Annotated in this window: 7 protein-coding genes; 4 read left to right on the top strand and 3 right to left on the bottom strand. The window is 64.2% G+C overall.

What is annotated here, in order from left to right:
• Window positions 1-42 precede the first annotated feature (42 nt).
• From CAG44_RS14165 to CAG44_RS14155, 3 genes are all read right to left on the bottom strand, one after another.
• Complete coding sequence (locus CAG44_RS14165) at window positions 43-999, bottom strand: PoNi-like cognate immunity protein (RefSeq protein ID WP_085692364.1); 957 nt, start codon at window positions 997-999, stop codon at window positions 43-45.
• A 9-nt stretch (window positions 1,000-1,008) separates the two neighbouring features.
• The gene (locus CAG44_RS14160; protein ID WP_085692388.1) at window positions 1,009-2,301 is read right to left on the bottom strand and encodes a hypothetical protein; all 1,293 of its coding nucleotides are present in this window, start codon (window positions 2,299-2,301) and stop codon (window positions 1,009-1,011) included.
• Between the two features lie 107 nt (window positions 2,302-2,408).
• Window positions 2,409-4,754 carry a type VI secretion system Vgr family protein gene (locus CAG44_RS14155; RefSeq protein ID WP_085692363.1) on the bottom strand — a complete coding sequence of 782 codons (2,346 nt, stop codon included), beginning with the start codon at window positions 4,752-4,754 and terminating at the stop codon, window positions 2,409-2,411.
• A gap of 900 nt (window positions 4,755-5,654) precedes the next feature.
• Here CAG44_RS14155 and glgA point away from each other — a divergent pair.
• The 4 genes from glgA to CAG44_RS14130 are packed head-to-tail and all read left to right on the top strand — an operon-like array spanning window position 5,655 to window position 13,808.
• Window positions 5,655-7,214 carry a glycogen synthase GlgA gene (gene glgA / locus CAG44_RS14145; RefSeq protein WP_085590532.1) on the top strand — a complete coding sequence of 520 codons (1,560 nt, stop codon included), beginning with the start codon at window positions 5,655-5,657 and terminating at the stop codon, window positions 7,212-7,214.
• 14 nt (window positions 7,215-7,228) lie between these two features.
• Entirely contained in the window at window positions 7,229-8,971 is a 1,743-nt protein-coding gene (gene treZ, locus CAG44_RS14140; protein WP_085590530.1) for a malto-oligosyltrehalose trehalohydrolase, read from the top strand.
• The gene (malQ, locus tag CAG44_RS14135; protein WP_085692361.1) at window positions 8,968-11,037 is read left to right on the top strand and encodes a 4-alpha-glucanotransferase; all 2,070 of its coding nucleotides are present in this window, start codon (window positions 8,968-8,970) and stop codon (window positions 11,035-11,037) included. Before treZ ends, malQ begins: the two co-directional genes overlap by 4 nt.
• Complete coding sequence (locus tag CAG44_RS14130) at window positions 11,034-13,808, top strand: malto-oligosyltrehalose synthase (protein WP_085692360.1); 2,775 nt, start codon at window positions 11,034-11,036, stop codon at window positions 13,806-13,808. The genes malQ and CAG44_RS14130 overlap by 4 nt, the downstream gene beginning before the upstream one ends.
• Window positions 13,809-13,819 lie beyond the last annotated feature (11 nt).

Here is a 13,819-nt window from a genome sequence, read left to right as displayed (position 1 = left end):
CGCGCTTGATGCTGTCGAATTGGCCCCATTGCCCCCCACACGCTATAAGCCTTTCACCAAGCGCCAAACCAGAGAGCGCCCATTTTCGCTCGGCATCTCTACACCTTGCATGAATGTCTGAGGCCCCACCGCCCATTCATCGCATACCCACACCCCCGTGCGCGGGCAAATTTCGCCCGACCTGGCAAGCGCATCCGAATACGGCGCGCTTTGCAGTTGTTCAGGGAAGCTTTTGATAACTTGACGCTTGCGAGCATCGTCTACCAAATCCTTCGGGTAGAAAGGAAGATCTCTATAGGGCGTATCGTCGACGCCCCACAACACAGTGACCAATCCTGCCTCAAAGGCCCAATAGCCAAAGAAACCCGCATCGCTTCGTGCCTTGTGCCGGTCATGCCAATAACAGTTGCGCATGCCGCGATACCACTGCTTCAGGTAACTACGCACTGCCTGTTGCTGCTCATCCTTCTCAGTAGTTACGGCATTGAGCAATTCATGGTAGGGGCGCTCATGAATCAACGTACTCCCAGGGATCGTCACCCCCACACGGGAAAACAGTTGCCGCAACAGGATGTCCTCACCGTCATCTGGGGCTTCACTCAAAAAACCTGCGATTTGCCTGATGCGCCCGGGCTTGTTGAACAGCACTGCAAACGATAGAAGCCAGAGTGTGTACTGATAGGCATCCGGCTCCCACAGTTTCAAGCTGAAAGCCGGATAAGCTTGCTTGTGACGTTGAAACTGGGAAAACATGTGATCCACATAAAACTCAAGCGCCTCAACGGGCTCTCCCCCCGAATAAAGTGCTACCAGCAACTCCAGAGATTCAAAGCACCAATCCCAACTCAACCCTTCAACATTTACGTAATCTGGGCGTTCCAACGCTAGAAACTCTTCAGCCTTTAGCTCCACATAGTATTTCCTCCAAAAATCAACAGAGTCCAGATAGGCTGTCTCTTGCAGCAAAGGCTCACGTTTGATCTCATCAAATTTCTTCATTTTCAGACCCTACTGAATTACATCACCTATAGATCTCGCATGCCCATCAACCCTGACTATCTGGGTTACAGCACCCTTCTCATCTACGGTTATCAACCAACGCTCATATCCAGCCGAGCGAATACTCATTGCCTGTTCTTTCCCCAAACTTTCGGAAAGCCTTGGACGAATCCACGCATCACTCATCTGCCTGGCACTCGGAAACCCCTTACTCCCCTTTGTAACCGGCAAACTACCCGGCGAAAACGCGCCCCCCGTTCGATACTTGGTCTCGGTAATGATGAACGGCGGCGGTGGATGGGCATTACGATAGACGCCATCCAGCCCGCGCCCGGTGGGTTTCATTTGCAGACTGCGAGGCCCACGAACGGCCGACAGCAGGTTCTCATGGCCTTTGCCGAGCATGTACTGATCACTGACCACCTCCCCATAAATGCCCTTCTGCGCCCGGGTCGCCGTGGAATGATCGAACACGTGCACATTGGCGCCATGCGTGGCAGCTGCTGCAGAGGTGGGCACTGGCGGGCCGAGCGCACCTTCGGGGCGCTCGAGGTAACGCGGACGCATGCCAATGCCAGAAGTCACCCGCCCACCACTCATCGCCATGGGCACCGGCTGAGGCGCATGCACCCCGGCCTGCGCAACCTGCGCGGGCAGATCGCTGGCCTGTTCCAGCACCTTGGCCAGCCTGGCGTCGAGTTGCATCAGCGCCCGTGGGATTTCCCGCACTGCATGCACCTGCACCGCGTAGAACTGGGCTTCCATGGCCTGCAGCCGCACCAACAGGTGCGCGGCCGCCTGGTTGAAGGGCCAGTTGCCCAGGTAGCTGCGAAGCTTTGCCGTTGCCGCGATGACCTTGGTCAAGAACTGGTTCAGATAGGCCAGCAAATCCTTTTCATAGCTCGTGAACCTGACCTGGCGCAGCCAGAACTCCACGCTGCCGCGGGTGAACTTGCCAAGAAACGCAACCACGGTCCGCAAGATGATCTGGCTTTCACGGATAAGCAGCAGGCACAAACCTCGCAGAAACGCTGCCGCTTCCTGGCCGACCAATGCACCTGCCACCGAGCCCACGGGGGTACCCACCGCCCCCACCACGGCACCGATGATCGGCGCGATCAAGGTAATCAGGCAGGCAACCAGCAGCACCCACTCCTGCCACTGTGGCGGCTGCGCCGTTGCCTGGCTGTCATCCGCCGTGTAGCGCTTGCCCAAGCGCAGGCACACTGCGGCCAGGTCACGGGCGCTGAGCACGATCACCACCCCAGGCACCAACGACAGCAGCATGTCGGCAATGACCACGCTCAGTGGCCGTTCCTCGGCAAACTCGCCCAGCACCAGGTCACGCAGCCAGCCAAAGCCGCCTGCCACCCTTTCCACCGCTTCATCCAGCCAGTCAGCAGCGGAGTTCATGACTGGCCACCTGCCGAGGTGCAGCCGGCAAGCAATGCCTGCAAGGCAGCATCCGGCTCGATTGCGGTCGTCAGCTGCAGCGAGCCTTGGCCAACCTCGTAGCGCACCTGGGCGCTGCAACCGGGGGTAACGCCAGCCAGGCGGGCATAGCCGTTCTGGTCGACCATACCCTGGCGCTGGGTGCCATCGGACAACGTCGCCACGTAGGCCGTGCCCGCAATCGGCGTACCGTCGGCATGCACCAGGCGAAACTCGATTTCCTCCTGCGACGGTGCAGGCGGCTCACCGTAACGTGCAGGCGCCTTTACCTGGGCGATGGCATGCAACAGCAGAGGCTCGGGGCAACCGATTTCGATGCGGCCATCACCCAGCTTGATGAAGGCCCCGCCGCAACTCAGGGTCAGCGACGTTCGGCTATCGATGTGCACATGGCCGTGATGGCTGGTGATCGACACATCGTCATTGGCATCGACCCGCAGTTGCCCGCCGACCTGCACACGCTTGTCCTGCGTGACCTGCTCGCTGGCCTCGAGGCCAACCATCACGCTCAACGCCCCGCCAACGGCCAACGACTTGCCCAGGCCTATGCTTTCGACTTTGCCAAGGGCGACCGTTTCGCTCTTGCTGGCGCCGACCTTGACACTGCGGTTGCCACCTATGTGCACCACTTCGTCATGCTCGACGCGCTCGCTTCGATCATTGCCGATGAGCGTGGTTTCGTTGTGTTTCACGACGTTGTTCTGGTCGCGCTCGGCATGAATGAATACTTCCTGCCGCCCCAGTTCGTCCTCGAAGCGCAACTCGTTGAAGCCATCGCCTTTATGAGTCTGGCTCTTGATGGTCATGCGGGTCTTGTGTTCGGGCAGGTCGTAAGGCGGCAGCTGGTCACCGCAGTAGGTGCGCCCGGTGATCATCGGCTGGTCAGGGTCGCCATTGACGTACTGGACAATCACATCCTGGCCAACACGCGGAATGGCCATCGAACCCCAGCTGCCACCGGCCCAGCCTTGCGACACCCGCACCCAGCAGGAACTGAATTCGTTGTTGCTGCTTTCACGGTCCCAGGGGAAGCTGACCTTGACCAGCCCCCACTGGTCGCAAAAAATCTCTTCGCCCGGCGGGCCGACCACGGTGGCCATGTGCGGGCCATCGATGCGCGGCTTGGCCAAGGGTGCCGGGCGCCATTCGGCCATGCCTTGCACCAGCAGCGCATCGTTCACATAGCGGGTACCTTGTTCGGCGCCGGCGGCTTCTTCCTGCAGGCTGGTGAACTGCGTACCTTCGTGGCACAGGCTGATCACGCGCCAGTGCACATTGAGGTCTTCGCGCGGGTGGCCGACGAGGGTGAAGCTCAGGCCTGGCTGCAGGCGCACGTCATCGCCCTGCACTTCGGCCAGGCGGGCGTCATCGCCCTGCACTTCGGCCAGGCGGGCGTCATGGCGCAGCGCCGTCAGCCGCGTTTCGGTGAAGGGCTTGCCGACCGCATCGCGCTTGTAGCGGCCCGGGTAATCAAAAAACTCGTAGTCCAGCGACTGGTGCGTGATTCCGCTGGCCTGAGCCTTGTGCTCCTGGCGATAGGCCGGGTTGGTGAAGGTGTAGTCGCGCTGCACCTGCTGCGCAGTACGCACCTGCTCGCAGTAGCGCAAACGCCGCAGGCAGGCACGGGCCTGGTCGCCACCGCTACTGGCGTGGTACAGCACCTTGTCGGGGCCGAGATCATCTTCATCCAGCCAAAGCGCCTCATCATCTACGGGCTTGAGCGTGCCCCGGCTGAGCAGCCCAAGCGATAGCAGGCGATCGGTAACGATCAGCGTGTGGTACCTGGCGCAGTGAGCAAAGCGGTAGACGAAGCCCTCTTCAGCGGCAAGGCGATGGATGAAGTCGAGGTCGGTTTCCCCCGCCTGGACACAAAACTCACGCACCTGGTGCTCGGCGCTGCTATTGAGCTCAAACCGGGCAATGCCCTGACGCTTGAACATCAGTTCAAGAATCTGCGGCACGGTTTTCTGCTGGAAGATGCGCCAGTTCGAACGCAAGCGGGCGCGGGCCAGTTGCGGCTCGACCACAGCGTGGTAGCGCGTGCGACAGAAGCCGGTTTCACCTTGGCTGAAGGCACTGACCAAGCCATGCACATGACGCAGTGGCTGGTCTGCGCAATAAAGGGTGAATAGCGCAGGCTTGTCGAGCACCTGGCCGAAGTCGACATCACTGTCGTAGCTGACAAGTTCAAGGCTCAGCACAAATGGCTGGCTGATAGCCTCTTCCAGCTTGAATGAAACCACTTCGAACTCCGTGCGCCCGGCGAGCGCCTGAAATCCGAAACGAAAGTCCGACTGTTTCATGAGTTGCTCTACCCGCCATCATGTTTACCGGCGAAAAAAACAACCACATCCTGGCTTTCTTCAAGATGAGTACGTCGAATGAAAATTGCCCGTCGCCAACGTTCAAGCCGGCTAGATCCGTGGCATTGGCGGACTTGACCAATGACGACAGTGAGGATGAGGCAGTGACTGAAGAGCAACTTAAACCGTACCGCCCCGGCATGACAGGAACGATGGGTTTCATGTATTGACGATTTCGTAGGAAATTTCCTAAAGCATCAACTTACAAACTTTTGCGCGCGCGAGTCCGCTCACTGAAACACCAAAAATTCAAGCCAGGAAAACAATAAAGACAGTTACTGAAAAGTTCGCGAAACAGCCCCTTTCATTCATCCTGAAATCACTTGGATTCCGAAATGCACCATTCTGTTGGAGGGCGATGACCTTGGCACCCCTCAAGCGCACCAAAAAGGTGCATGACTGGCAGGAATTGGGGCATGCCGTCTGCCCCTCATCCACCGCGCCAGCCCTATCGTCACATCCGGTCACAAACGCCAACGTTTGCGTCTATTCCGCGGCATGACAATAGTGACCAGCGGGTCACCTTTTTATCTCTTTCTCTCCTACACTCGGGTTTCGGCCCGCCATTTGCTCAACGGAAGAGTGACGAAAAAAAGTCGAACTTTCCGGAACGCGGGCAGGTCAGGAACTAAGTAGGCCAAACGCAAAGGGACTTCCCAGCATCGGCCCACACACCCCAACCAGCGCAATCGCCTTCGGCCGGAATGCCGATCGCGCCGTGCCTGCGCGCACGACCCTGGGGCATGGAACGCACTACGCAGAATCCAGAATCAGAGAGAACCAACACGAAACATCGCCACGGGTGCCAGCACCCGGCCAAGCATAGGGACGGAGAGAAGTATGATCAGTGCCGCTGTCGAGCCTCACGTAGATTCATTCAACCCGGACAACCGCGAACCGCTCACCCCGGACTTCGCCACGACAGGCAAGGCACCCGGCGCCCAGCGCCAGCACAACCGCAACAAGCGCAAGATTTTGTTCGTGACCTCGGAAATCGCCGACCTGGTGAAAACCGGTGGCCTAGGTGACGTGTCTGCAGCCCTGCCCCGTGCCCTGGCGCACCTGCACGATGTGCGGGTGCTGATCCCCGGCTACCGCCAGGTGATGGAAAGCGACAACCCCATCCACATCGTCGGTGAACTGGGTGGCCACGCCGCCCTGCCACCGTGCAAGATCGGGCGCATGGACATGGCCGACGGCCTGGTCATCTATGTGCTGATCTGCCCCGAACTGTACCAGCGCGACGGCACCCCCTATGGCGCCAACAACGGCCGCGACTGGCCCGACAACCACATCCGCTTCGCCCGCCTGGGCCTGGCCGCCGCCGAAATCGCCGCCGGCGAAGGCAGGATCCACTGGAAGCCCGAAGTGGTGCACGCCCACGACTGGCCCGCCGGCCTGGCTCCGGCCTACATGCACTGGCGCGGGCTGAGTACGCCAACCCTGTTCACCATCCACAACCTGGCCTACCAGGGCGTGTACAGCCGCGGCTGCAGCCCGGAGCTGGCAATCCCCGAACATGCCATGCAGCAGGAAGGCATGGAGTTCTACGGCAAGCTGTCGTTCCTCAAGGCCGGCCTGGCCTACGCCAGCCACATCACCACGGTCAGCGCCACCTATGCCCGGGAAATCACCACCCCGGAATTCGGCTGCGGCCTGGACGGCTTCCTCGCCAGCAAGGCCCAGCAAGGCCTGCTCGGGGGCATTCCCAACGGCATTGACGAAAGCTGGGACTCGGCCACCGACAAGCACCTGCAGCACAACTTCAGCATCAACGACTGGGAAGGCAAGGCGCGCAATGCCCAGGAAGTGCGCGAGCTGTTCAAACTGCAGCCCTCCGAAGGCCCGCTGTTCGCCGTGGTTTCGCGCCTGGTCTACCAGAAAGGCCTGGACCTGACCCTGGGTGTGGCCGACTACATCGTCGAGCAAGGCGGGCAGATCGCGATCATCGGCCGTGGCGAGCCGGAAGAAGAGCAGGCCATGCGCGAACTGGCGCTACGCCACCCGGGCCGTATCGGCGTACGCATTGGCTTCAACGAGACCGATGCCCGGCGCATGTTCGCCGGCAGCGACTTCCTGCTGATGCCGTCACGCTACGAGCCATGCGGCCTCAGCCAGATGTACGCGCAGCGTTTCGGCTCGCTGCCGGTGGCGCGCAACACTGGCGGCCTGGCCGACACCATCGAGTGCGGCGTCACCGGCTTCCTGTTCAACGAGTCCACCGTCGAGAGCTATCGCCAGGCACTCAGCCGCGCCTTCTATGTATATGGCAAGAAGGACCTGCTGAACGCCATGCGCTGCCTGTCGATGACCCAACCGTTCAACTGGTGCCAGGCCGTGGAACCCTACGCACGCCTGTACGAAGAGTTGGTCAAGCAGGCACAGCACAGCCACTATTGAACGGGGAATCGAAGATGCACAGACATGGCGCACACCTGCTGGACGCCACGTCGGCGCGCTTCGCCCTCTGGGCCCCGGATGCGCGCAGCGTGAGCGTGGAACTGGAGCAACAGCCGGCCATCGAGCTGTTGCCCGACGATGATGGCTGGTTCACCGGCGTGGCCCCGTGCCAGGCCGGTGACCGTTACCACTACCGTATCGATGGTGCACTGCAGGTGGCCGACCCGGCCTCGCGCTACCAGCCCGATGGCGTGCAGGGGCCGAGCCAGGTAGTGGATGTGGCCAGCTATGCCTGGCAACACCCCTGGCAAGGCCGGCCCTGGCACGAAGCGGTCATCCAGGAGCTGCATGTCGGCCTGCTCGACGGCTACGCCGGGGTCGCCCGGCAACTGCCGCGCCTGGCCGAGCTGGGCATCAGCGCCGTCGAGCTGATGCCGCTGGGGCAGTTCCCTGGCGAGCGCAACTGGGGTTACGACGGCGTGCTGCCCTATGCGCCGCAAAACACCTATGGCAGCCCCGAGCAGCTGTGTGCGCTGGTCGACCAGGCACATGGCCACGGGCTGATGGTGCTGGTCGATGTGGTGTACAACCACTTCGGCCCCGACGGCAATTACCTGCACCAGTACGCCAGCCCGTTCTTCCGCGAAGACCGGCAGACCCCCTGGGGCGCAGCCATCGACTTCCGTCGCCCGCAGGTGCGCGAGTACTTCATCCAGAACGCCCTGATGTGGTTGTGCGACTACCGCTGTGACGGCCTGCGCCTGGATGCCGTGCACGCCATCGACCAGCCCGACTTCCTGGTCGAGCTGGCGCAAAGGGTACGTGCGGCGGTGGAACCCGGCCGCCACGTATGGCTGGTACTGGAGAACGAGCACAACCAGGCCTTCCTGCTGGAGCAAGGCTTCGACGCCCAGTGGAACGACGACGGCCACAATGCCCTGCATGTGCTGCTCACCGGCGAAACTGAAGGCTACTACGCCGACTACCAGCAGCGCCCCATCGACCAGCTGGCCCGCTGCCTTGCCGAAGGTTTCGTGTTCCAGGGCCAGGCCAACCGCCATGGCACGCCCCGCGGCGAGCCCAGCGCGCACTTGCCACCCAGCGCCTTCGTGCTGTTTCTGCAGAACCATGACCAGGTCGGCAACCGTGCCCTGGGCGAGCGCCTGACCCGCCTGTGCCCACCGCAGGCGCTGCGGGCGGCCACCGGGCTGTTGCTGCTGGCACCGATGATCCCTCTGCTGTTCATGGGCGATGACGATGGCAGCTGCCGGCCGTTCCTGTTCTTCACCGACTTCCATGACCAACTGGCCGACGCCGTGCGCGAAGGCCGGCGCGGCGAGTTCGCCCATTTCGCCGCCTTCGCCGACCCCGAGCAACGCCAAAGCATCCCCGACCCCAACGCCGAACAGACCTTCGAGGCCTCCCGCCCGCAAGGCAAGGAAGTGATCGCCGGCTGGCACGGCCTGTACCAGCACCTGCTCGAACTGCGCCGCCGCCATGTGATCCCGCACCTGCCCGGCAGCCGCGCGCTGGGCGCCGAAGTACACGGCGACAAGGCCCTGACCGCACGCTGGTGCCTGGGCAATGGCACCACCCTGCGCATCGACCTGAACCTGGCCGCCACCCCACAGGGGGTCGAGTTGCCCGCGCCGGCCAACCGCCTGTTCGACAGCAGCGACACCCGGCACCCCGATACCCACCTGGCCGCCTACAGCTGCGTGGTCAGCCTGCTTCCCCCTGCCCTGGAGCGCCCATGAGCGAAACCGCCCTGCACCGCCTGGCGACCCGCGTCGGGCTGAGCCGCGACTGGATCGACGCCAATGCCCGGCCCCAGCGTGTCAGCGACGAGGTACTGCGCAACATCCTTGAAGGCCTTGGCCACCCGGCCAGCGATGACGCCGCCATTGCCGCCAGCCTGCGCGCCGTGGACGCTGCCGAAGACAGTGAGCACCTGCCGCCGCTGCTGACCGCCGACCTCGGCCAGCCACTGGCACTGGCGCGCTACTTCAGCGCCGCCAGCGTCGCGCACTGCACCTTGGAGGACCACAGCGCCCTCACCCTCAGCCTTGACGACCAGGCCCGCCTGCCCGGAGCGCTGCCCATCGGCTACCACCAGGTGGAAATCGACAGCCGCCGCTTCACCGTGGCTGTGGCCCCGCCACGCTGCCACAGCCTTGAAGACCGCGTGCAGCAGCCGCCACCGCGCTGCTGGGGCCTGGCGGTGCAGCTGTACAGCTTGCGCCGCCCCGGCGATGGCGGCTACGGCGACTGCCTGGCCCTGGAACAACTGGCCCGCGCGGCCGCCGAGCGCGGTGCCGATGCCTTGGCCATCAGCCCGATCCACGCCTTGTCGGCCATCGACCAGACGCACTACAGCCCCTACTCGCCCTCCAGCCGCCTGTTGCTCAACACCCTTTACGCCAGCCCTGCCGCGCTGCTGGGCGAGCGGGAGGTGCGCGTGGCCATCGAAGCCTGTGGCCTGGAGCAACAGCTGGAAGACCTGGAGCAAGGCCCGCTGGTTGACTGGCCGCGTGCCGCCAGCGCCCGCCTGCGCCTGCTCGAAGCCCTGTACCAGGGCTTCAGCCAGGGCGACCACCCGCTGCGCAAGGATTTCGACAGCTTCCGCGAAGCCGGTGGCCAGGCCCTGGAGCACCATTGCCGCTTCGAGGTGCTGCAGGCCCAGGCCGTGGAGCATGGCCTGGGCGCCGACTGGCGCCACTGGCCCAAGGCCTGGCACGACCCGTACCACCCGGAAGTGGAGGCGTTCGCCAACGCCTACCCGGCCAAGGTCGAGTTCCATGCCTTTTGCCAATGGCTGACCGAACGAGGCCTGCAACGCGCCCAGGAAGCAGCGCGCGGCAACGGCATGGCGGTCGGGCTGATCGCTGACCTGGCGGTGGGCGCCGACGGTGCCGGCAGCCAGGCCTGGAGCCGCCAGGACGAGCTGCTGGCAGGCCTGAAGGTAGGCGCACCGCCCGACATCCTCAACCGTGCTGGCCAGGACTGGGGCATCTGCGCCTTCTCGCCCGAAGGCCTCAAGCGCAACGGCTACCGCACTTTCATCGAAATGCTGCGGGCCAACCTCGCCCACGCCGGCGGCCTGCGCATCGACCATGTCATGGGCCTGCGCCGGCTGTGGCTGATCCCGCAGGGAGCCAAGCCCAGCGAAGGCGCCTACCTCAACTACCCGCTGGACGACCTGCTGCGCCTGCTGGCGCTGGAGTCGGTGCGCCACCAGGCAATCATCCTCGGCGAAGACCTGGGCACCGTGCCGGACGGCCTGCGCGAGCAACTGGCGGCAAAGGCCGTGCTGGGCATGCGTGTGCTGCCCTTCGAGCAGACCCAGCCCGGCCATTTCAAGCCGATTCTCGACTGGCCGGACAACGCCCTGGCCACCACCGGCACCCACGACCTGGCGCCGCTGGCCGGCTGGCTGGAAAACCGCGACATCGACTGGAGCCACCGCCTGCAACTGATCGATGCTGCCACCGAACTGCACTGGCGCCACGAGCGGCAGAAGGAGCACGACGGCCTGCGCCGCACCCTGGAGGCCAATTACGGCACGCTGCCGGACAACGACGCGCTGATCGACGCCGCCATCCGCTACGTTGGCCACACCCGCGCACCGCTGGTGCTGGTGCCGCTGGAAGACCTGCTGGGTTGCGACGAGCAACCCAATCTGCCGGGCACCACCGCCGGCCACCCCAACTGGCGCCGACGCTTCACCCGGCCGGTACGTGAACTGCTCGACGACGAAGACGCCGCACGGCGCCTGGAACTGCTGGCCCAGGCCCGCGAACAAGCCTGGGAGCGTGACCGATGAAAGCGCTGACCGCGACCCTGCGCCTGCAGTTTCACAGTGATTTCACCCTCGATCACGCCGTGCCGCTGGTGCCGTACTTCGCCCAGTTGGGTATCAGCCACCTGTATGCCTCGCCCATCCTCAAGGCCCGCGCCGGCTCGCGCCACGGCTACGACGTGGTCGACCCGACCTGCGTCAACCCCGAGCTGGGTGGCGAAGCGGCGCTGCAACGGCTGGTTGCCGCCCTGCGCCAGCACGGCATGGGGCTGATCCTCGACACGGTGTCCAACCACATGGCCGTGGGCGGTGCCGACAACCCCTGGTGGCAGAGCCTGCTGGCCTGGGGTCGGCGCAGCCCCTATGCAGAATTCTTCGACATCCAGTGGCACTCCAGCGACCCGCTGCTGGCCGGTCAGCTGCTGCTGCCGTTCCTCGCCAGCGACTATGGCGTGGCGCTGAAAAATGGTGAGATACCGCTTGAGTTCGACAAGCACCATGGGCTGCTGCAGGTCGCCCATTACCAACACCGCTTCCCGATCTGCCCGGTCGACTATGGCTGGATTCTTGCCCTCAGCCCGGAGCCGGCGCTCAAGGCCCTGGCCGAACGCTTCACCGCGTTGAACGCATCGGCCACGCCGCTGGCCGACGCCCTGCCCCTGCAAGCCGAACTGGCGCGCCTGGCAGGCGAAGGCGCCGACCTCGAATCGGCCCTGGTGGCTTTCGACAGCCGTAGCGAGAATGGCTTCAAGCGCCTGCACCTGCTGCTGGAGCGCCAGACCTACCGCCTGGCCAGCTGGCGTACCGCCGCCGACGACATCAACTGGCGGCGCTTCTTCGACATCAACGAGCTGGGCGGCCTGCGGGTGGAACGCGCGGTGGTGTTCGAGGCCACCCACGCCAAGCTGTTCGAACTGATCGAGCGCGGCCTGGTGGACGGCCTGCGCATCGACCATATCGACGGCCTGGCAGACCCGCGCGGCTACTGCCGCAAGCTGCGCCGGCGGGTCGATGGCCTGCTGGCACGGCGGCCGTTGAACGCCGCCCTGGAGCATTTCCCGATCTACGTGGAGAAGATCCTCGGCGCCAACGAGCACCTGCACCGCGACTGGCTTACCGACGGCACTACCGGCTATGAATTCATGAACCAGGTTTCGCTGCTGCAGCACGACCCGGCGGGCGAAGCAGCGCTGACCGAGCTGTGGGCCAATGTGAGCGAACGCCCCGACTTCCCCGAAGAAGTGCGTCAGGCCCGCCACCTTGTGCTCAATGCCAGCCTGGCCGGCGACTGCGAGTCGGTGGCCCAGGCGCTGTTGCAGGTGGCGCGCAACGACCTGATGACCCGCGACCTGACCCTGGGCGCGATCCGCCGTGCCTTGCAGGCGCTGGTGGCGCATTACCCGGTGTACCGCACCTACTTCAATGCCTGCGGGCGCCCGGCAGAAGACGAAGGGTTTTTCCAGCAGGCCCTGGCCAATGCCCGGCAGGACCTGGGCGAAGCCGACTGGCCGCTGCTCGAGCACCTGCAACAATGGCTGGGCGGGCAAGCCTGGCGCCGCCTGCCAGCAGGCCGGGCACGCAAGCAGCTGCGCCACGCCTGCGTGCGCTTCCAGCAACTGACCGCGCCCAGTGCCGCCAAGGCCGTGGAAGACACCGCGTTCTACCGCAGCGCGCGGCTGCTGTCGCGCAACGATGTGGGCTTCGACGCCGAGCGTTTCAGCGCCCCGCTCAAGCACTTCCACAACGAGGCCCAGCGGCGCCTGCGCGACTTCCCCGACAACCTGCTGGCCAGCGCCACCCATGACCACAAGCGCGGCGAAGATACCCGTGCGCGCCTGGCCGTGCTCAGCGAGCGCGGCCCGTGGCTGGCCAGCCGCATGGAACACTGGCGCGAACTGGCCACGCCGTTGCGCACGCAACTGGATGACGGCCCGGCGCCCAGCCCCGGCGACGAGCTGATGCTGTTGCAGACCTTGCTGGGCAGCTGGCCGCTGGACCTCGACCTGCACGATGACAACGCCCTTGGCCAGTACGCCGAACGCATCCGCCAGTGGCAGCAGAAGGCCCTGCGCGAGGCCAAGCTGCGCAGCAGCTGGAGCGCGCCGAACGAAGCATATGAAAACGCCTGTGCCGGCTACATCGACGGCCTGCTGCTGGACGGCGAGAACCAGCAGCTGCGCAAATCGCTGGCCGATGCCGCCCACCTGCTGGCATGCCCCGGTGCCCTCAACGGCCTGGTCCAGGCCCTGCTGCGCATGACCACGCCGGGCGTACCGGACCTGTACCAGGGCAACGAATACTGGGATTTCAGCCTGGTCGACCCGGATAACCGCCGCGCCGTGGACTACGCCTGCCGGCGTCGTACCCTGGACGATGCAACGCCGGTAGCCGAGCTGCTGGAACACTGGCGCGACGGCCGCCTCAAGCAGGCGCTGATCGCCCGGGTGCTGGACTGCCGCCAGGCCCACGCAGAGCTGTTCCGCCGTGGCGCCTACCTGCCGCTGACCGTGCACGGCCGGCATGCCGACAAGGTGGTGGCGTTCGCACGCCTTGGCGAAGGCGAACGGGCCGTCATCATCGCGCCACGCCTGGCCAGTACCCTGCTGGCAGGTGCATCGATACCCCTGATCCCGGCACAGAACTGGGACGACACCCGGGTAAGCCTGCCGTTTGCCTTGTCGCCTGCCAACTCGACGGGACTTTTCCCCAGTGCTGCGGTCAGCTCTTCCAAGGAGCTGATGTTGAGCGCCGTGCTGGCGGAGTTTCCGGTCAACCTGCTGATACAACAATCTTGAGCATCGGGAGC

Source organism: Pseudomonas sp. B13(2017), assembly GCF_002113245.1.
GTDB lineage: Bacteria > Pseudomonadota > Gammaproteobacteria > Pseudomonadales > Pseudomonadaceae > Aquipseudomonas > Aquipseudomonas putida_Z.
This window is presented reverse-complemented; position numbering and strand designations above follow the sequence as displayed.

Excerpts from the sequence above, each read along its gene's own strand:
- CAG44_RS14165 (WP_085692364.1), bottom strand. The coding sequence starts at position 999 with ATGAAGAAATTTGATGAGATCAAACGTGAGCCTTTGCTGCAAGAGACA.
- CAG44_RS14130 (WP_085692360.1), top strand. The coding sequence starts at position 11,034 with ATGAAAGCGCTGACCGCGACCCTGCGCCTGCAGTTTCACAGTGATTTC.
- treZ (WP_085590530.1), top strand. The coding sequence starts at position 7,229 with ATGCACAGACATGGCGCACACCTGCTGGACGCCACGTCGGCGCGCTTC.
- glgA (WP_085590532.1), top strand. The coding sequence starts at position 5,655 with ATGATCAGTGCCGCTGTCGAGCCTCACGTAGATTCATTCAACCCGGAC.
- CAG44_RS14155 (WP_085692363.1), bottom strand. The coding sequence starts at position 4,754 with ATGAAACAGTCGGACTTTCGTTTCGGATTTCAGGCGCTCGCCGGGCGC.
- malQ (WP_085692361.1), top strand. The coding sequence starts at position 8,968 with ATGAGCGAAACCGCCCTGCACCGCCTGGCGACCCGCGTCGGGCTGAGC.